The sequence below is a fragment of the uncultured Microbacterium sp. genome (genome assembly GCF_945952435.1).
Classification (GTDB): Bacteria; Actinomycetota; Actinomycetes; order Actinomycetales; family Microbacteriaceae; genus Microbacterium.
Genome location: NZ_CAMFHZ010000003.1, coordinates 73,935 through 92,522, shown reverse-complemented (window position 1 = coordinate 92,522; position 18,588 = coordinate 73,935). Strand labels below are relative to the sequence as shown.

The 18,588-nt window shown below is 70.7% G+C and carries 17 protein-coding genes; 1 reads left to right on the top strand and 16 read right to left on the bottom strand.

The window, feature by feature from the left end; genetic code table 11:
- Positions 1-122: 122 nt before the first annotated feature.
- The 16 genes from Q0P88_RS02235 to Q0P88_RS02160 form a co-directional block, all read right to left on the bottom strand.
- Positions 123-1,703: a Rieske 2Fe-2S domain-containing protein gene (locus Q0P88_RS02235; protein WP_295010657.1), complete on the bottom strand. Its 1,581-nt coding sequence runs from the start codon at positions 1,701-1,703 to the stop codon at positions 123-125.
- Between the two features lie 80 nt (positions 1,704-1,783).
- On the bottom strand, positions 1,784-4,750 hold the full coding sequence (locus Q0P88_RS02230; protein ID WP_295010656.1) for a DEAD/DEAH box helicase: 2,967 nt from the start codon (positions 4,748-4,750) through the stop codon (positions 1,784-1,786).
- Positions 4,751-4,829: 79 nt separating this feature from the next.
- Positions 4,830-5,240: a transcription antitermination factor NusB gene (gene nusB / locus Q0P88_RS02225; RefSeq protein ID WP_295010655.1), complete on the bottom strand. Its 411-nt coding sequence runs from the start codon at positions 5,238-5,240 to the stop codon at positions 4,830-4,832.
- Between the two features lie 3 nt (positions 5,241-5,243).
- Entirely contained in the window at positions 5,244-5,807 is a 564-nt protein-coding gene (gene efp / locus Q0P88_RS02220) for an elongation factor P (RefSeq protein ID WP_295010654.1), read from the bottom strand.
- 95 nt (positions 5,808-5,902) lie between these two features.
- On the bottom strand, positions 5,903-6,361 hold the full coding sequence (aroQ, locus tag Q0P88_RS02215; protein ID WP_295010653.1) for a type II 3-dehydroquinate dehydratase: 459 nt from the start codon (positions 6,359-6,361) through the stop codon (positions 5,903-5,905).
- 5 nt (positions 6,362-6,366) lie between these two features.
- Positions 6,367-6,903 carry an N-acetyltransferase gene (locus Q0P88_RS02210; protein ID WP_295010652.1) on the bottom strand — a complete coding sequence of 179 codons (537 nt, stop codon included), beginning with the start codon at positions 6,901-6,903 and terminating at the stop codon, positions 6,367-6,369.
- On the bottom strand, positions 6,900-8,009 hold the full coding sequence (gene aroB / locus Q0P88_RS02205) for a 3-dehydroquinate synthase (RefSeq protein ID WP_295010651.1): 1,110 nt from the start codon (positions 8,007-8,009) through the stop codon (positions 6,900-6,902). The genes Q0P88_RS02210 and aroB overlap by 4 nt, the downstream gene beginning before the upstream one ends.
- On the bottom strand, positions 8,006-8,536 hold the full coding sequence (locus tag Q0P88_RS02200; RefSeq protein WP_295010650.1) for a shikimate kinase: 531 nt from the start codon (positions 8,534-8,536) through the stop codon (positions 8,006-8,008). The genes aroB and Q0P88_RS02200 overlap by 4 nt, the downstream gene beginning before the upstream one ends.
- On the bottom strand, positions 8,523-9,752 hold the full coding sequence (aroC, locus tag Q0P88_RS02195; protein ID WP_295010649.1) for a chorismate synthase: 1,230 nt from the start codon (positions 9,750-9,752) through the stop codon (positions 8,523-8,525). Before aroC ends, Q0P88_RS02200 begins: the two co-directional genes overlap by 14 nt.
- A gap of 61 nt (positions 9,753-9,813) precedes the next feature.
- Positions 9,814-10,659, bottom strand: a complete 846-nt coding sequence (locus Q0P88_RS02190) for a shikimate dehydrogenase (protein ID WP_295010648.1) — start codon at positions 10,657-10,659, stop codon at positions 9,814-9,816.
- Positions 10,660-10,663: 4 nt separating this feature from the next.
- Complete coding sequence (mltG, locus tag Q0P88_RS02185; protein WP_295010647.1) at positions 10,664-12,196, bottom strand: endolytic transglycosylase MltG; 1,533 nt, start codon at positions 12,194-12,196, stop codon at positions 10,664-10,666.
- Between the two features lies 1 nt (position 12,197).
- The gene (gene ruvX / locus Q0P88_RS02180; protein ID WP_295010646.1) at positions 12,198-12,671 is read right to left on the bottom strand and encodes a Holliday junction resolvase RuvX; all 474 of its coding nucleotides are present in this window, start codon (positions 12,669-12,671) and stop codon (positions 12,198-12,200) included.
- A complete protein-coding gene (gene alaS, locus Q0P88_RS02175) occupies positions 12,668-15,328 on the bottom strand; it encodes an alanine--tRNA ligase (protein WP_295010645.1) in 2,661 nt (886 codons plus the stop codon). The genes ruvX and alaS overlap by 4 nt, the downstream gene beginning before the upstream one ends.
- 68 nt (positions 15,329-15,396) lie before the next feature.
- Positions 15,397-15,576 (bottom strand): hypothetical protein, encoded by a 180-nt coding sequence (locus Q0P88_RS02170; RefSeq protein ID WP_295010644.1) that lies wholly within the window; start codon positions 15,574-15,576, stop codon positions 15,397-15,399.
- A gap of 141 nt (positions 15,577-15,717) precedes the next feature.
- Positions 15,718-16,347: a 30S ribosomal protein S4 gene (rpsD, locus tag Q0P88_RS02165; protein WP_295010643.1), complete on the bottom strand. Its 630-nt coding sequence runs from the start codon at positions 16,345-16,347 to the stop codon at positions 15,718-15,720.
- 231 nt (positions 16,348-16,578) lie between these two features.
- Positions 16,579-17,946, bottom strand: a complete 1,368-nt coding sequence (locus Q0P88_RS02160) for a replication-associated recombination protein A (protein WP_295010642.1) — start codon at positions 17,944-17,946, stop codon at positions 16,579-16,581.
- Positions 17,947-18,056: 110 nt separating this feature from the next.
- Between Q0P88_RS02160 and Q0P88_RS02155 the strand changes: the two genes are divergently transcribed.
- A complete protein-coding gene (locus tag Q0P88_RS02155) occupies positions 18,057-18,356 on the top strand; it encodes a hypothetical protein (protein ID WP_295010641.1) in 300 nt (99 codons plus the stop codon).
- Positions 18,357-18,588 lie beyond the last annotated feature (232 nt).

Here is an 18,588-nt window from a genome sequence, read left to right as displayed (position 1 = left end):
CGGCTCCCTTCTCCGCCTCACGGGACGGTGTTAAAGGTTGCGTGCTTCGATGCGTCCAGTCTACCGGAGGCGGCAGAGCTCCGCGGACGGCGAGGGCGACGCACGCGCCGCGGCCCGTCGCCTCAGGAGGCTTCGCTCAGCACGGCCTCGGTGACCTCGTCGATCTTCGCGGCGCGGATCGGGTGGCCGCTCGTCGACAGGCACCGCCCCGAGGTCAGATCCCACTTCCAGTCGTGCATGCTGCACGTCAGCACGCCGTTCTCGTCCACGGAACCGGTCCGGGTGAGGTCGGCGCGGAGGTGCGGGCAGCGTCGCTGGACGATCCAGTCGCCGATCTCGGCGTCCTCGGTCTGATCGGTCTGCTCCTGGTACCAGTTCTCGACGTACTCGATCCGGTCGACCGAGAGGCACTTGAGGAACGTGGTGAGGAACTCGTTGAACTTGCCGCTGCGTCCCACGGAGAACTGCATCGAGAGGAAGATCGAGTTGGACCAATCGATCTCGTGGTCCGCGATGTTCGTCGACACGAGATCGGCGGGGATCGTGTACCAGTAGATGCACTCCTCGCCCGCGTACTCGCGGACCTTCGCCTTGGGGAAGTCCACGACCATGTCGAGCTCTCCGATCCGGAAGCGGACGTTGCCGCCGACGCCGAGCCGGATCGTGCGGGACTTCTTCAGCAGCGGCTCCCACCAGGCCTTGATGGCGGCGAGCATCTCGTCCGGGGGCAGGACCGGCGCGCGCCGCTCCTCCTCGTCGCGGAGCTCCTGCTGCCGGGAGGCCCGCTGCTCCTCCAGGTACTCCCACTTCTCGTCGAAGACGTGACGCAGCTCGTCCTCGGTGTAGAGGGTCTGCTCGACGGCGACCACGTCGCGGTCCTGGAGCGTGACGACCGTGCCCGGCACGAAGAGATGCCCGTCGTACTGGGGCGCGAGCTCGTTCATGTGCGCGAGGAACTGCTTCTGGTCGGTGAAGATCGACTCGCCGTTGCGCCCGACCCCGTTGAAGTCGAACAGTTCGTCGCGCAGGAACATGGGCGGCCCGGCCATCGGGAAGACGTGCGGCGCATCGACCTTCTCGATGTAGTACATCGCACGCTTGTTCTGCGCCTCGCGCTTGAGGCGTGCGAAGTTCTGCTTGGCGTCCATGGGGAGGTCGTAGACCATCGGCCACCAGATCGCCCCGGAGACCTGCGTGAAGTAGGCATCAGGGGTGCCGAAGTCCATGAGCTTTTCGAGGTCGAGCGGGTGCGAGTCGTTCTGGTTCAGCACGGAGCCCGTGCCGTCGTCCACGCTCAGCGAGCTGTCCCCGATGGGTCCGTCGCTCGGAGCGCGCAGCGGCGTGATCATGATCTTGAGGTCGCCCCGTTCGATGACCTGACCCGCCGGCGCGTACGTGATGTTCTCGTAGCCGAGCGCGCGCAGATCCTTCTCCAGGTCGTCCGTCGGGTACTCCGGCAGGAGCACCTCGATGTCCTTGCGGATGTGGCGCTCGAGCAGACGAGGGTCGAAGTGGTCGCGGTGCCGGTGCGACACGTAGAGGAAGTCCGCCTCGCGTCCGAAGCGTTCCCAGTCCAGGCCGCGGTTGTCGGGGAACGGGAACCACGAGCCGTAGAACGAGGGCCCGAGCACGGGGTCGCAGATGATGTTCCCGCCCGCCGTCTCGATGAACATCCCGGCGTGTCCGAGTCCCGTGATCCGCATGTGTCTTCCTCCCGTGTGGACCTCCCGAGTCTACCGGCGTCGCCTCCGGAGAGCCTGGAGCGGGGCCGTGCGTAACCGCCTCAGCCCAGGAGGTCGCGGATGTCGTCGGCGGTGAGCGACTGCGCGAAGAGGTCCTCGTCGTCGAGCACGGCGGCGGCGAGACGCGCTTTGCGCTGCTGGAGCGCGAGCACCTTCTCCTCGATCGTGTCGGCCGCGATCATGCGGTACACGAACACCCGCTCGCTCTGACCGATCCGGTGCGCGCGGTCGGCCGCCTGCGCTTCCGCCGCGGGGTTCCACCACGGGTCGAGAAGGAAGACGTAGTCCGCCTCCGTGAGCGTCAGACCCGTTCCGCCCGCTTTCAGGCTGAGCAGGAAGACGTCCTGCTCCCCCTCTCGGAATTCCTGCACGACCCTGTCCCTGTGGCGCGTGGAACCGTCGAGGTACGAGATGTCCAGTCCCGCGCGCTGCAGGCGGTCGGCGGCGAGGGCGAGGAAGGAGGTGAACTGGCTGAACACGAGCGCTCTGTGCCCCTCGGCCCGGAGCTCGAGGATCCGCTCGACGAGCTCTTCGATCTTCCCCGAGGCGATGTCCGCGTCGTCGGGGTCGACGAGGCCGGGCGCGAGACTCAGCATGCGCAGCAGCGTGAGAGACCGGAACACGATGAACCGGTGCCGATCGAGCTCCGGGAGAAGCCCCAGGATCTTCTGCCGCTCGCGCTGCAGCACCGTGTCGTAGCGCAGTCGATGCGCCGGCCCGAGCTCGATCCGCAGCACCTGCTCCTGCCGCTCGGGCAGCTCCGGCGCGACGAGCTCCTTCGTCCGGCGGATGAGGAAGGGACGGATCCGGCGACGCAGCAGCGCGATCCGGCCCTGCCGGTACCGAGCGCCCTCGGCGTTCTCCGGCACCTTGCCCTGCTCGATCGGCTGGACGAAGTCCTCCCTGAACCGCCGCGCCGAGGGGAACAGTCCCGGAGCGACGAGGCTCAGCAGCGCCCAGAGCTCGTCCAGACCGTTCTCCAGGGGCGTGCCGGTCGCCGCGAACACCGCACGGGCATCCAGCGCCGCCACCGCCTGGTGCTGCTGCGTGGCGGGGTTCTTCACCTGCTGCGCCTCGTCGAGCACGACCCCGTCCCACCGCCGGGCGGAGAACTCCCCGGCGTCCAGGCGCAGGACCGTGTACGAGGTGACCACGACGTCGGCGCCCGCGATCACGTCGTCCAACGGCACACCTCGGGCGTCCCTCGTCCGGGCGACCAGGGCGACGCGGAGCGCGGGGGCGAAGCGTTCCGCCTCGCGCACCCACACGGGCAGCACGGAGGTCGGCGCCACGACGAGCCAGGGCGCGCGCGCCTCGTCATCGCCGTCCGCGCTCGCGCCTTGCCTCGCGTGCGCGATGAGGGCGAGCAGTTGCAGCGTCTTGCCCAGGCCCATGTCGTCGGCGAGGATGCCGCCCAATCGGTGCTTCCACAGCCGCGCGAGCCGGCTGAATCCCTCCTGTTGATACGGCCGCAGCACGGCTGTGATCCCCGCGGGGACCGGCACCGGATCGGTGGCGGGATCGGCGCGGAGGTCGTCGACCGCGGCGCGCCACGTGCGGGCGGGGAGCGCCTCGTCCGCGAGGTCCTCGAAGTCCTCCCACAGCGTGACGTGCGTGCGTGGGATCCGCGGACCGGTCTCCCACTCCGCCAGCTCCGTCGCCTCGTCGAGCAGTTCCTTCAACCGGTCGAAGGCCGGATGACGCAACGAGAACCAGGAGTTGTCGACCAGCTTGAGCTTGCCCTGGCGCAGTGCGAGCGCCCGGAACAGCGGTTCGAACGGGATGCTGCGCCCGTCGATGCGCACGATCACGCCGAGATCGAACCAGTCCGGATCCGTGCTCTCCACGGTGTTCACCGTGATCTCCGGCTCTCCGGTGAGCGCGGCGTACGTGCGCGGCGTGCCGCTGGTCGTCACCGAGAAGCCGCGTTCCTCGAGCGTGGGGACGAGGTGGGACACGAATTCGGCCGCGTCCGCATCGCGGAACGAACCGGAGAGCAGGAAGGGCAGGCCCGTCGTCTCGGTCCAGGCGGCGATCAGCACGGGACGGTGCTCCGCCTCGCGGGCCGCGTCTCTGATGCCGGACTCGGCGCCCCGCTCGTCGAGGGGGAACCTGGCGTAGCCCGGGTAGTCCCAGTGCAGTCGATACCCGACCACGTCCGCGGGACGGAAGTCCACGACGAGCAGCGGAACCGGGCGCGGCGGATCCGGCAGACGCACGTCACGGCCCGCGCGGAGCTCGCCGACGGCACGCAGGAGCGGGGAGGCCTCCCGGAAGAACACGTCCTTGTCCACGGGCGCCACGGCGAGTCCGTCGGGAGCGTCGAGGAGCGCCCGCGCGGTCTCGGTGACGCTCACCGGGCCCAGCGTGAGTTCGATGTCGGCCGCGACCACGCGGTACGCGTAGACCCCTCCCGCGCCGATCGCCCGGACCTGGGCCGCCGGCACCTCGTCCCCCGCGTCCGACAGCGCCAGGTCGATCCGCAGCCCCCCGTCCCCCGTCGCGCGGACGTCGACCGCGAAGCGCAGGTCCTCGGACCAGCGCAGGCGCGTCCGACGCTCCGTCGCGACGAACGGGATGCCCAGGCGCTCCGCCCCGGAGAGATGCGGCCAGAGCAGCGCGGAGGCGACGGGATCGAGCAGGAGCCAGTCCCCCGCTGTGCCCGACAGGAGCGAGTCGCGCGAGATGCTGAGCAGGTCGGCGAACCAGCGCGACTGCGCGGCGGCGAAGCGGCTCCCGGGCCGCCGCACGGCGTCCCAGCCCGCGTCGCCCTGGACCCAGGCGTTGCCCGCGTCGTTGCGACGCAAGGGGCGGACGGCGAGGAACAACTCGCCACGGTCCTTGACGAGGTCCCTGGCCGTCGCGGTGCGCAGAGGGCGGCTCGTCCAGTGCCCGGCGTCCGCACGATCCCTGCGGCGCAGCTCGACGCCGAGCGCGAGCCCCGCACCGGTGGTGGGCGCGGCGGGCAGGAGCGCGCGCCAGTCGTCGTTCGCGTCGGTGCTCATCATCGCCCATCCTCGTCGGCGCCGCCGACATCGCACTCACCCCTGCGGACGCCGTGGGCCGTCTGGCGCGGTGCGGTGGCGCTCAGGCGGTACGCGCGACCCGGGCGAGCACGCCGTGCACGAACGCACCGGAGTCGTCCGTGGAGAACTCCTTGGCGAGCTCGACCGCCTCGTCGATCGCGACCGCCGTGGGCACCTCGTCGTTGTGCAGGATCTCCCACACGCCGATGCGCAGCAGCGCCCGGTCGACCGCCGGCATGCGGTCGAGCTTCCAGTCGCGGCTGTGGGTCGTGATCTGCTCGTCGATCTCGTCGCGGTGATCGATGATGCCGTCGACGATCTCCCGCGCGTACAGCCAGGAGCCCTCCCGCGAGGGCTCCGCGACGGCGCGCTTGGCCTCGGCGGCGAGCGTCACGGCGAGATCGTCACCGCGCACGTCGGAGGAGAACAGGATGTCGAGGGCGCGCTTGCGCGCCTTGGTCCGGGCGCCCACGCGTTAGTCGTTGATGCGGCCGAGGTAGCCGCCCGTGCGGGTGTCGACCTTGACCTTGGTGCCGGTCTCGAGGAACAGCGGGACCTGGATCTCATAGCCCGTCTCGAGGGTGGCGGGCTTGGTGCCGGCCGACGAGCGGTCGCCCTGCAGGCCGGGCTGGGTGTAGGTGACCTCGAGCACGACGGACGCCGGGAGCTCGATGTAGAGCGGGTTGCCGTTGTTCAGCGCGATCTGGACGGACTGGTTCTCCAGCATGAAGTTCTTCGCGTCGCCGACGGTGGCCGCGGGGACGTTGATCTGGTCGTAGTCCTCCTGGTCCATGAAGACGAAGTTGTCGCCGTCGGTGTACAGGTAGGTGAAGTCGCGGCGGTCGACGTTCTCGATGTCGACCTTGGCGCCCGCGTTGTACGTGCGGTCGACGACCTTGCCGCTGACGACGTTCTTCAGCTTGGTGCGGACGAACGCGCCGCCCTTGCCCGGCTTCACGTGCTGGAACTCGATGACGTTCCAGAGCTGGCCGTCGATGGAGAGGACGACGCCGTTCTTGATGTCTGCAGTGGATGCCATGGGTCTGAGAAGTCCGTTCCTGAGAGTGCACGGCCGATCGGCCGAAGTCCGATTCTACCGGTTCCCCGAAGCGCGCCGGGGCCGAGGGCGGACGATCAGCCGTCGGCCTGCCCCGTGAGCACCGCGATGAGGCGGCGTGTCGCCGTGGCGTACCCGTCGATGCCCTCGCCGACGACGTGCACCACGGCCACGTCCGTCAGGTACGAGTGGTGACGGAACTCCTCGCGGGCGTACACGTCGGAGATGTGCACCTCGGCGAACGGCAGATCCACTCCCGTGAGCGCGTCCCGCAGCGCGACCGAGGTGTGCGTGTACGCGCCGGCGTTGATCACGATGCCCGCGCAGTCCGCGGCGGCCTCGTGGATCGCGTCGAGCAAGGCCCCCTCGTGGTTGCTCTGCACCGCACGCACCTCGAAGCCGTAGGCGGCCGCCGTGTCCGCGGTGAGGCGTTCGACGTCGGCGAGGGTCGCGGATCCGTAGATCCCCGGCTCACGCGTGCCGAGCAGGTTGAGGTTCGGTCCGTTGACGAGGAGCAGGCGGCGCGGAGGGGTCACGCGCCTCACGGTACCAGCGGATCGGATCCGTCCGTCGGCTGCGGCAGGCCGCGGCGCATGACGTACTCGCGGCCGTTGGCGAGCTCCGTGATCTCGCCGGTGCGGACGAAGCCGCATCGCGCGTAGGCACGCTGCGCGCGGGCGTTGTCCACGTGCACCTCGAGCACGAGGTCGGAGTATCCCTGTGCGATGCCCCAGGCGGCGCAGGCGTCGAAGAGGGCCTCGATCGTGCCGGCGCCGCGATGCCCCTCCGCGACGTAGACGCCGACGACGAGCCCCTGTCGCGGTGCGTCCGTGCGCGGAAGGACCGTGGCCGTGCCGTACTCGTCGCCGTTCTCCGCGATCGCGACGAACTGCGCGTGGGGGCCTCCCTCCGCCGCGGCGCGGGTGCGCTCCTGCCAGAACGCGTCCGGCTGGGCGGAGGCGTTCTCGACCGTGTCCAGGAAGGCCAGGTCGGCCACCGGATCCCGCAGCGCCCTCAGCCGCAGCCGCTTCGTCAGTTCCCACTCGTGCGCCTGGATCCGGCGCACGAGAGGGCTCACTCCGCGACCTCCTGGTAGGCGGCGAAGAGCAGCGACTCGTCCGGGGCCTGCAGCACGGTGGGCTTGGCGATGTCGTCGAGCACGATGAAGCGCAGCGTCCCGCCGCGGCTCTTCTTGTCGCGCTGCATCGTCGCCAGCAGCGTCTGCCACGCGCCCGCACGATACGAGGTCGGCAGTCCGAGCGATTCCAGCACGGTGCGATGCCGGTCCGCCGCTGCGTCGTCCAGGCGACCGGCCAGGCGGGACAACTCGGCGGCGAAGAGCATCCCGACCGAGATCGCCGCGCCGTGACGCCAGCGGTACCGCTCGGCGTGCTCGATCGCGTGGCCGAGCGTGTGCCCGTAGTTGAGGATCTCGCGCTGCCCGGCTTCGCGGAAGTCCTCGGAGACCACGCGCGCCTTCATCCCGATCGCCAGCTCGACGGCACGGCGGAACTCCGGGGTGAGGGGATCGACAGCCCGCGAGGGATCGGCCTCGACGATGTCGAGGATTTCCGGGGACCAGATGAATCCGGCCTTGACGACCTCGGCGAAGCCGGCCGTGGCCTCGTTGCGGCTGAGACTGGACAGCTCGTCGAGGTCGCCGATGACCGCGCGCGGCGCCCAGAACGCACCGACGAGGTTCTTGCCCTCGTTCGTGTTGATCCCGGTCTTGCCTCCGACCGCGGCGTCCACGAGGCCGAGGACGGTGGTCGGCACCTGGACGAGCTGCACGCCGCGCAGCCAGGTGGCCGCGACGAAGCCCGCGAGGTCGGTGACCGCTCCCCCGCCGTAGCCCACCACGGCGTCGGTGCGCGTGAAGTCGGCCTGACCCATGATCTGCCAGCAGAACTGCGCGACCTCGATCCGCTTGCCCTGCTCCGCATCCGGGATCTCCGCGAGCAGCACCTCCCGGGGGCCGTTCGCCGTGTCGGCCAGGATCCGATCGCGCAACTGCGCGGCGCGATCCGCGAGCGTCGGGGGATGCACCACCAGGACCTTGCGCACCGACGGCGCGAGCGCGGCGGAGACGTGGTCGAGCACGTCCCGGCCGATCGTGATGTCGTACGCGTCGGTCCCGGTCACGGGGATCGTCGTGATCTCCCCGTCCTGCTGCTCCGTGCTCATGCTCGTCCTCTCATCCATGCCGCGATCTCCTCGGCCACGCGCGTCATCGGCGCCCGGGAGGTGTCGAAGACCACGTCGGCGATCTCCTCGTACAGGGGCCTACGCTCGGAGAGGATCCGGCTCCATCGCACGAGAGGATCCTCCTCCGCGGCCAGCAGCGGCCGCCCTCCGCCGTCGATCCGCGCCGCGACGGCGTCGGGGGTCACCGTCAGCAGCACCACCGGAACGGTGCGCAGGCGTGCACGCGTGTCCTCCGCGAGCACCGCCCCGCCGCCCAGGGAGATCACTCCCCCGTCGTCGAGCGCCCGCGCCACCTGCTCCCGCTCCCAGATCCGGAACTGCGCCTCGCCGTGCTCCGAGAAGATCTGCGGGATGGGTCCGTGCGCACGCACGATCGCCTTGTCCGTGTCGACGAACGGCAGCCCGAGCAGGCGGGCGACGCGTCGCCCCACGCTCGTCTTGCCCGCGCCCATCGGACCGGCGAGGACAAGGACCAGACGCTGCGGGGCCGGCTCAGCCGAGTTCATCGTGCAGGATCAGGGCCGCCTCGGACGCCGGCGTGGTGCGCAGCTCGTCGGGGATCGCGGCCAGGTACGCCTCGAGGTTGCGGCGGGTCTCCGCTACGTTGTCGCCGCCGAACTTCTCCAGCACGGCGTTCGCGAGCTCGATCGCGACCATCGCCTCCGCCACGACACCGGCCGCAGGGACCGCACAGACATCGGAGCGCTGGTGGTGCGCGGTCGCCTGATCGCCCGAGGCGACGTCGACCGTGCGCAGGGCGTGCGGGACGGTCGCGATCGGCTTCATGCCGGCACGCACCCGCAGCACCGTCCCGGTCGACATGCCGCCCTCGGTCCCGCCCGCACGGTCCGAGCCGCGGCTGATGCCGTCGTCCGTCGCGAAGAGCTCGTCGTGCGCGGCGGAACCCCGACGGCGGGTGGTCTCGAAGCCGTCTCCGACCTCGACGCCCTTGATCGCCTGGATGCCCATGAGCGCGTACGCGAGCCGCGCATCGAGGCGGCGATCCCAGTGCACGTGGGAGCCGAGCCCGGGCGGCAAGCCGTAGGCGAGCACCTCCACGATGCCCCCGAGGGTGTCGCCGTCCTTGCGGGCCGCGTCGACCTCGGCGACCATGAGCTCGCTCGTGGCGGCGTCGAAGCAGCGCAGCGGATCCGCGTCGAGCACGTCGACGTCGTCGGGGGTCGGCAGAGCGGCGCCGTCCGGCACCCGCACCGGTCCGATCGCGAGCGTATGGCTGACCAGGCGGATCCCGAGCTCGCCGAGGAACGCACGCGCCACCGCGCCGAGGGCGACCCGAGCCGCCGTCTCGCGGGCGCTGGCGCGTTCGAGGATCGGGCGCGCCTCGTCGAAGCCGTACTTCTGCATGCCCACGAGATCGGCGTGCCCCGGCCGCGGGCGGGTCAGCGCGGCGCTGCGTCCGCGGGACTTCTCGGTGAGCTCGACGGGGTCGGCGCTCATCACCTCGACCCATTTCGGCCACTCGGTGTTTCCGATGCGCATCGCGATCGGGCTGCCCAGGGAGAGGCCGTGTCGCACGCCGCCGGAGATCGTCAACTCGTCCTGCTCGAACTTCATCCGCGATCCACGCCCATAGCCCAGCTTGCGACGCTGCAGGTCGGCCTGGATCGCCTCCCGGGAGAGGGGAACGCCCGCCGGCAGGCCCTCCATGACGGCAATGAGTTCGGGGCCGTGCGATTCGCCGGCCGTGAGCACGCGGAGCATTCTTCTAGTCTCCCATGCGTTCCCGCGGCACGACGCCGCGTGTCGTGAGGGGTCCGGCGGCTCAGACGGGCGGGGCGTCGAGCGCGGCACGCATCGCGCGGAGCACGGCCGCCTCGTCCGGCAGCTCCCGATCGGGGGCCCCGTTGCGGAAGATCCGGATCTGACGCACGGCCTGATGCAGCAGCATCTCCAGCCCCGTCACGACGGGTGCGTTCCGCCAGGCGGTGGCGAGCGGGGTGGGCCACGGTGCGTACGCGGCGGAGAAGAGCGCTCCGCCCGCCGCCGCGAGAGCCGCCGTCACGCCTCCCGGCAGCTCAGCCGATCCCGGCAGCGTAGAGGCCGTGAGGTCGACGGCCGATAGCGGCCCGTCGACGTCGAGCGCGGCCGCCGACGCGCGCAGACCGATCCGCCGCGCGAAGGCGGCAAGCTCGTCCGCCTGGGCGCTCCGGCGGGTGCGGAGCTCCACCTCGACCGTCCCCAGCCGCAGCAGTGAGACCAGGGCGGAGCGTGCCGTCGCTCCCCCGCCCAGGACGCGCGCCGTCCGGACGGCTCCCAGTCCCGCGTCGGCGAGGGCGGCCGTGAGGCCGCCGACGTCCGTGTTGAAGCCCTGCACGGAGGATCCGAGCAGGTACGTGTTGACCGCACCGGTGAGCCGGGCGTCGTCGTCGACGGCATCGGCCAAGGCGAAGGCCCGCTCCTTGAGCGGCATCGTGAGCGACAGCCCCCGCCAGGAACCGTCGAGACGGTCCAGGGCCGCGTCGAAGCCGTCGACCGCGACCCGTTCCCGCCCGTAGCTCCAGTCCAGCCCGAGCACCCTGTAAGCGGCAGCGTGCAGTTCGGGCGACCGGCTGTGCGCGATGGGATCGCCCCAGACCGCGAGGCGGACCGCGGCGCCTGCGGCGGTCATCGCGTCAGCACCCGGAGTCCGGGTTCGCCTTGCACCAGTCCTGCCACTGCTTCACCGCGGCCTCGTGCTCCTCGTACGTCGAGGAGAAGACCGTCTCGCCGGTGTCGAGGTTGACGGTCACGAAGTAGAGCCAGGGTCCGTCGGCGGGATGCATGGCCGCGTCGATGGCCTTGTCGCCGGGGTTCGCGATCGGCGTCTTGGGCAGGCCGTCGATGACGTAGGTGTTCCACGCGTTGTCGTCGTTCTGGGCGGCGTCCGAAGTACTCGCGCTGCCCGCGTGCAGCTCGCCGTAGCCGTACTGCGCGGTGGAATCCATCTGCAGCTTCATGCCCTTGTCCAGACGGTTCTGGATCACCCGGGAGACCTTGTAGAAGTCGGCCTCCGCGCGCGCCTCGCGCTGCACGATCGAGGCGATCGTGAGCACCCTCTCCTCCTCGGCCGCCGGGACCTCGGCCGCCGCGAGCGAGTCGCGCGTGCGCTTCACGAGCGTCGTGATGACGTCCTTCGCCGTCGCCTTCGGCGCGAACTCGTAGAGGGCGGGGAACAGCCAGCCCTCGAGCGACGGCGCGTTCACACCGTAGTCGGCGGGCGTTTTGACCGCGGCCTGCAGATCCGCGAGGGGCACGTCGACGCTCTTCGAGATCTTCTCGATCGTCTGATCCACCGTCAGCCCCTCGGGGATGATCGCGGAGTTCTCCATCTTCGTCTTCGGATCCTGCAGAGCCTTCAACGCCGCCGCGGCGGTCATCCTCGTCTGCAGCTTGTAGACGCCCGGATAGAACGTCGGGTTGACGCCCTGCGTCACGAGCATGTCGTAGAAGACGCTCTTCGTCCGGGTCACGCCCGCGTCGTACAAGGCCGTCGAGACCTCCTGTCCTGCGTCGCCCTTGGCGATCGTGACGAGGGCCTCTCCCGTCGCCTGTCCTGCGGCGTAGTCCTTGGGCGGCCCCCAGCCCATGTTCTCCGCGATCGTCGAACCGAACTGGTTCCACACCCACAGGCCGCCCGCGGCGGCACCGCCGACGAGCACGAAGACGATGATGAGCGCGACGAGACAGCCCCGCCTGCGGCTCCGCGGCTTCGTCGGCGCGTGATCCGGCTCGTGGCGGAACAGCGCCTCGAGCGTCGCGTGCGAGGGATCCTCGGTTGCGGATCCGCCTCCGGACGCTCCCGCCGTCGGTTCGTCGAGCGGTGCGGCGGGCGAGGGATCCTCGGCGCGAGCAGTGTCGCGCGTCGTCGGTTCCGCGGCCGCCGGACGAGACGCGCCCACCTGCTCGACTCCCGGGCCGGCGGGCACGGGAGGAACCTCCGGTGCGTCGGCCGCCGACCTCGCGTCGCCGTCCTGCGGCGCGACGGCGTTCTGCGGAGCGGCTTCCTGCGGCGCGGGACCCTGCTGCGCGGCGGCGCGTGCGGCGCGCCGGGATCCGGGCGCCGGTGCGGCCCCGACGGGGCGCGGGGCCTCGACCTGCGGATCGGGAAGCGCACGGAACAGGTCGTGCGCGGCGTCGGACGCGGCCGGGTCTTCGCGGTCGGTCATGTCAGAGGTTCTCCTCGTCGAGAATCAGCGGAGTACCGGCGGGGGAACCGGTGTTCTTCTCGGTGTCGATGGCCTGCTGCAGCAGCACGACCGCGGCGGCCTGGTCCACGACGCCACGCGACGAGCGCTGGCTGCGTCCCGAGGCGCGCAACGCCTGGTGGGCGGACACCGTACTCAGTCTCTCGTCGACCAGGCGCACCGGGACGGACGACGCCGACCCGAGTGCCCGGGCGAAATCGCGCGCGTCGACGGTCGAGGCGGTGTCCTCGCCGCGCAGGTTGATCGGAAGTCCCACGAGCAGTTCCAGCGGCTCGTACTCCCCGACGAGCGCGACCAGGCGCGCAATCGCGTCGTCGTCGCGCGGCACCGTCTCGACGGGTACGGCCAGCATCCCGTCGGGATCGCTGCGCGCGACCCCGATCCGCGCCCGGCCGACATCGACCCCGAGCCGCACTCCTCGACGGAACCCGGTCACGCGCGACGCAGCTCCTGCTCGATCGCCGCGAACGCCGCCGGCAGCGCTGCCGGATCGGAGCCGCCGCCCTGCGCGACGTCGTCCCGTCCACCGCCTCCGCCGCCGAGCACCCCGGCCGCGATCTTCGCGAGCGCACCCGCCTTGGCGCCGTCGGCACGCGCGGCGTCGTTCGTGGCGATGACGACCATCGGTCGCCCGTTCGCCACGCCCGCGATCGCGACGACCGCGGCCGTCCCGCCGAACGTGTCCCGCACGCCCATCGCGATCTCACGGACCTCGTCCGCACCGGCGACCTCTCCGAGGTCGTGCGCGACGAACTGCAGCGTGCCGACGGCGGTCGCGGTCTGCGCGATCGCAGGGACCCGTCCCGCCCGCTCCGCGGCCTCGAACTGGGCGATCCGCTTCTCCGCGGCCTTGAGCTGCGCCGCGAGGTCCGAGACGCGCTCGGTCAGCTGCTCGCGCGGGGTCTTCAGCGCCGTGGTCAGCTGCGAGACGAGCGCCCTCTCGGCCGCGAACTCCCGGAACGCCTCCTGTCCGACGAGCGCCTCGACGCGACGGTTGGACGCGCCGACGGAGGACTCCCCGACCAGATTGATCAGGCCGATCTCCGCGCTGGACGAGACGTGCGTGCCCGCGCAGAGCTCTCGGGACCAGGGGCCGCCGATGTCGACCATGCGGACGGTGGAGCCGTACTTCTCCCCGAACAGGGCCATCGCGCCCGCGGCCTTCGCGTCGTCGAGCGACATGATCTTCGTCGTGACCTCGAGGCCGTCCTGCACGGCGCGGTTCGCGATCTCCTCGATCTCCGTGCGGGTCTCGGCCGACAGAGCCTGCCCCCAGGAGAAGTCGAAGCGCAGATAGCCCGCGCGATTGAGCGAGCCGGCCTGGGTCGCCGTCTTGCCCAGCGTGTCGCGGAGCGCGGCGTGCACGAGGTGCGTGGCGGAGTGGGCCTGACGCGCGGCGCGACGGTTGGCGGCGTCCACCGACGTGGTCGCGGCGGCGTCGACCGAGACCGTGCCGCTCGTGACCTCGACCGTGTGGCTGATGAGACCGGGGACGGGGCGCTGCACGTCCAGCACCTCGAGGGCGTAGCCGGGGCCGGTGATGACGCCCTTGTCGGCGACCTGACCGCCGGACTCCGCATAGAGGGTCGTCTCGGCGAGGATCACCTCGGCGACCTGTCCTTCGCCCGCGCTCTGCACGGGGTGCCCGTCCACGAGGATGCCGAGCACGCGCGAGGAGGTCTCGAGCTCGTCGTATCCGAGGAACGCGGTCTCGCCCAGCGCGCGCAGGTCACGGTAGACCGAGACGTCGGCCAGCTGACGCTTGCGATTGCGGGCGTCCGCCTTCGCTCGGGTGCGCTGCTCCTGCATGAGCGTGTCGAACGCGGCACGATCGACGCTGAGGCCGGCCTCCTCCGCGATCTCGAGCGTGAGGTCGATGGGGAAGCCGTAGGTGTCGTGCAGCAGGAACGCCTGCGATCCGTTCAGCGTCGCCGATCCCGCCTTCTTCGTGTCGTCGAGTGCCAGATCGAGGATGGTGGATCCGGCGTCCAGCGTCCGGCGGAACGTCTCCTCCTCCGCGTCGGCGGCGGCGGAGAGCTGCGCCCAGTCCTGCTCGAGCACCGGGTACGCGCTCTTCATCGCGTCCTTCGACACGGAGAACAGCTCGGGGAAGACGGGCTCGTCGACGCCGAGCAGCCGCATCGACCGCACCGTCCGGCGCATCAGCCGACGCAGGATGTACCCGCGCCCCTCGTTCGAGGGCCGCACGCCGTCCGAGAGGAGCATGAGCGAGGAGCGCACGTGGTCCGCGACGACGCGGAAGCGCACGTCGTCGGCGTGCTCGGCGCCGTAGCGGCGTCCGGAGAGCTCCACCGCACGGTCCAGCACGGGGCGCACCTGATCCGTCTCGTACATGTTCTCGACGCCCTGCTTGAGGAAGGCGACGCGTTCGAGGCCCATCCCGGTGTCGATGTTCTTCATCGGCAGCTCGCCGACGATGTCGAACTCCGTCTTGCCCTGGATGTTCTCGATGAAGTCCTGCATGAAGACGAGGTTCCAGATCTCCAGGAACCGGGTGTCGTCGACCGCGGGGCCGCCGTCCTCGCCGTAGGCCGGCCCTCGGTCGAAGAAGATCTCGCTGTCGGGTCCACCAGGACCGGGCTGACCCGTGTTCCAGTAGTTGTCCGCGCGCCCGAGGCGCTGGATCCGCTCGGGCTTGAGCCCGATGACGTCGCGCCAGATCGCCTCCGCCTCGTCGTCGGTCTCGTAGACGGTGACCCAGAGGTCCTTCTCGTCGAAGCCGAGACCGCCGTCGGACTCGGAGGCGGTCAGCAGCTCCCACGCGTAGCGGATCGCACCCTCTTTGAAGTAGTCGCCGAAGGACCAGTTGCCGAGCATCTGGAAGAACGTGCCGTGGCGGGCCGTGCGACCGACCTCTTCGATGTCGTTGGTGCGGATGCACTTCTGCAGGTCGGCGATGCGCGGATGGGGGGCGGGGACCACACCCGTGAGATACGGGATCATCGGCACCATGCCGGCGACGGTGAACAGCAACGACGGGTCGTCGCTGACCAGCGAGGCCGACGGGACGATGAGGTGGTCGTTCTTCTCGAAGTAGTCGAGGTAGCGCTGCGCGATCTCCGCGGTCTTCATGCTCGTAGAGGAGTCCTTGCTGTGGGCGCGCGTCGGCGCGCGTGACGAAGAGGTGACGAGGTCGGGCGTCAGTCCGCGGTGAGACGGGCCTCCTGCGCCCGGAACGCGTCGCCGAGGATGCCGGTGAACTCGTCGATGCGGCGGTCGACGTCCGCGAGCACGTCATGGCTGCGCGGATCCTTGTTGAGGAAGTGGGCGGCGACGAACCCGCCGATCACGCCGATGAGGAACCATGCCAGGCTCTTCATGCCCTTCACCTCCGCTTTCCGGCCGCACGTCACGGCGAGATCCATCGTATGCGCAAACACCGAGGAGGCGCCGGGGTTGCCCCCGACACCTCCTCGGTGTGTTCGGAGAGTTCGCTGGACTCCGTCCGGAGTCCGACGGACTCAGCGAGCCGCGTAGTACTCGACGACCAGCTGCACGTCGCAGGTCACGGGGACCTCGGCGCGCTTCGGGCGACGGACCAGACGGGCCTGCAGCTTGTCGAGCTCGACCTCGAGGTAGCCCGGAACCGGGGGCAGCACCTCGGCGTGACCGCCGGCGGCCGCCACCTGGAAGGGCTCGAGGCCCTCGCTCTTGGGCTTGACGTGGATGAGCTGACCCGGCTTCACGCGGAACGACGGGCGGTCGACGAGCTGGCCGTCGACGAGGATGTGACGGTGCACGACGAGCTGACGCGCCTGCGCGGTGGTGCGCGCGAAGCCCGCGCGGACCACGAGCGCGTCGAGACGCATCTCGAGCTGCTCGACGAGGTTCTCACCCGTCAGGCCGTCCTTGCGACGGGCCTCGTTGAACTGGATGACCAGCTGCTTCTCGCGGATGCCGTACTGCTCGCGGAGACGCTGCTTCTCGCGCAGACGGACGGCGTAGTCGCTGTCGGCCTTGCGCTTGGTGCGGCCGTGCTCACCGGGAGCGTAGGGACGCTTCTCCAAGTAGCGGGCGGCCTTGGGGGTGAGCGCGACGCCGAGGGCGCGCGACAGACGCACCTTGCGGCGGTCCTGGGACTTCGTGACCACGAAGTGTTCCTTTCGATACGCGGCCGTGTCCATCACGGCTCGCGGACGTATCGTCTCGATTCCGCCCCTCACGAACGCACGCCGGGGCGGACGAGAGGGTGGTGCAGGAGTGGAGAGATGCCCGAAAACCCGGTTTCGAGCCGATCCATGCTATCAGATCGGCCGATCCTGCCCGCGACCTCTCCGCCTCGGCCTCCGCGCCGACCTCCCGACGCGCGTCCGCACGGGCTCTCAGCCGTCGCCGAGGATGCGGCGTATCCGTTCCAGGCGTGCCTGGACGTCGCGCTCGGCCCCGAGCGCCTTGGGCCGGTAGTAGCGGCGACCGCGCAGCTCGTCCGGGAGGTACTGCTGCGCGACGATTCCCGCCTCGTGGTCGTGCGGATAGCGATAGCCCTTGCCGTGGCCCAGGCGCTTGGCACCGGGATAGTGGGCGTCGCGCAGGTGTACGGGCACGCGGCCGAAACCGCCCGCGCGGATGTCGGCGATCGCCGCATCGACCGCCAGATAGGCGGCGTTGGACTTCGCCGTGGTCGCGAGGTACACGGTGGCCTCCGCGAGCGGAATGCGTCCCTCGGGCATGCCGATGAAGGCGACGGCGTCGGCCGCCGCGACCGCGATGACGAGCGCCTGGGGGTCGGCGAGGCCGATGTCCTCCGATGCCGAGATGACCAGTCGTCGAGCGATGAAGCGCGGGTCCTCCCCCGCCTCGATCATGCGGGCCAGATAGTGGACGGCGGCGTCGACGTCGGAACCCCGGATCGACTTGATGAAGGCGCTGATCACGTCGTAGTGCTCGTCGCCCTGGCGGTCGTAGCGCAGCAGCGCCCGGTCCACCGCCTGTGCGACGTCGTCCTCCGTGAGCACGGGGGGCGCGTCCTGCTCGCCGTCCTCCTCGCGGTCCGGGTCGTCCTCCTCGTGGTCCGCGGTCGCCGCCACCGATGCGGCGGCTTCCAGCCCCGTGAGCGCGCGGCGTGCGTCGCCCGAGGCGAGCCGGATCAGCGCGGCGCGGGCGGAGGGATCGAGCACGACCCGCCCGTTCAGCCCTCGGGCGTCGCCCACCGCTCGATCGATGAGCAGGCCGATGTCGTCATCGGTGAGGGGTTGCAGTGTGAGCAGCAACGAGCGGGAGAGAAGCGGCGAGATCACGGAGAAGGAGGGGTTCTCCGTCGTCGCGGCGATGAGGATCACCCACCCGTTCTCGACGCCGGGCAGCAGCGCGTCCTGCTGCGCCTTGGTGAAGCGGTGGATCTCGTCGAGGAAGAGGATGGTCGACTGCCCGTAGAGATCGCGCTGGGTGAGCGCCTCCTGCATGACCTCGCGCACGTCCTTGACTCCGGCGGTGACCGCCGACAGCTCGACGAACCGGCGCCCGGACGAACGCGCGATCGCCTGCGCGAGGGTCGTCTTGCCCGTGCCGGGCGGTCCCCACAGGATCATCGAAACGCTCGACGCCGTCTTCCCCGAGGGATCCGCCAGGGTCACGATCGGCGATCCGGGGCGCAGCAGATGCTGCTGTCCCGCCACCTCGTCGAGCGAGGTCGGGCGCATCCGCACCGCGAGCGGCGTCTGGCCGCCGAGCAGCGGAGAGGCGGGAGTCATCCCCCCAGGCTAGCCGCGACCACCGACATCGGACGGGGATGCGGAAGGCGCAGATGGCGTGCGGCTAGGCTCTGTGCTCGACACCCGGAGCCGACATCCCGAGGAGGACCATGGCCGGTCGCCGTCCGACGAACGCCCGCGAACAGCGCGCCCGTCTCGACCAGGAGCGCGCTCGCGCGTATGCGGCACGTCGCGACTGGCATGCCGGGATCCAGCGCCGTCGCCTGCGAGACAACGCGGTGGCGATCGTGGCGGGGTCGATCGTGGTCCTCGCAGCGATCGTCAGCCAGGTCGTCCACGCAGAGGTGACGGCCCCCGCACCGAAGCCGACGCCCTCGGCGACGACCACGCCCACGCCCTCACCGGTTCCGTCGACGGTCGCCCCTGCCACGACGCCGCCGGCGGGCTGACGGAGCGAGCCCGAGGCGGGAACCCTTCGCGCCGCGCACCGGCATACTAGGCTGAGGGCCTGTCCTTTCCGCCTCCCGCGGGTCGCCCGCGCAAGGAGTTCACCGTGTCTGCCGAAGAGCCGAACAGCACCGAGTCCACCCCCACGCCCGAGTCCGACGCGCCCGAGTCCGTCGCGGCGGCCGAGCCCGCGGCGCCCGAGAGCGTCGACGCCGCCCCGGACGGCGCTGCGGA

Bases quoted from the DNA above. Each gene is read 5' to 3' on its own strand.
- Q0P88_RS02230 (WP_295010656.1), bottom strand. From the start codon at position 4,750: ATGATGAGCACCGACGCGAACGACGACTGGCGCGCGCTCCTGCCCGCC.
- efp (WP_295010654.1), bottom strand. From the start codon at position 5,807: ATGGCATCCACTGCAGACATCAAGAACGGCGTCGTCCTCTCCATCGAC.
- Q0P88_RS02160 (WP_295010642.1), bottom strand. From the start codon at position 17,946: ATGACTCCCGCCTCTCCGCTGCTCGGCGGCCAGACGCCGCTCGCGGTG.
- aroB (WP_295010651.1), bottom strand. From the start codon at position 8,009: ATGAGCACGGAGCAGCAGGACGGGGAGATCACGACGATCCCCGTGACC.
- Q0P88_RS02155 (WP_295010641.1), top strand. From the start codon at position 18,057: ATGGCCGGTCGCCGTCCGACGAACGCCCGCGAACAGCGCGCCCGTCTC.
- aroC (WP_295010649.1), bottom strand. From the start codon at position 9,752: ATGCTCCGCGTGCTCACGGCCGGCGAATCGCACGGCCCCGAACTCATT.
- Q0P88_RS02235 (WP_295010657.1), bottom strand. From the start codon at position 1,703: ATGCGGATCACGGGACTCGGACACGCCGGGATGTTCATCGAGACGGCG.
- alaS (WP_295010645.1), bottom strand. From the start codon at position 15,328: ATGAAGACCGCGGAGATCGCGCAGCGCTACCTCGACTACTTCGAGAAG.
- Q0P88_RS02170 (WP_295010644.1), bottom strand. From the start codon at position 15,576: ATGAAGAGCCTGGCATGGTTCCTCATCGGCGTGATCGGCGGGTTCGTC.
- mltG (WP_295010647.1), bottom strand. From the start codon at position 12,196: ATGACCGACCGCGAAGACCCGGCCGCGTCCGACGCCGCGCACGACCTG.
- Q0P88_RS02190 (WP_295010648.1), bottom strand. From the start codon at position 10,659: ATGACCGCCGCAGGCGCCGCGGTCCGCCTCGCGGTCTGGGGCGATCCC.
- Q0P88_RS02200 (WP_295010650.1), bottom strand. From the start codon at position 8,536: ATGAACTCGGCTGAGCCGGCCCCGCAGCGTCTGGTCCTTGTCCTCGCC.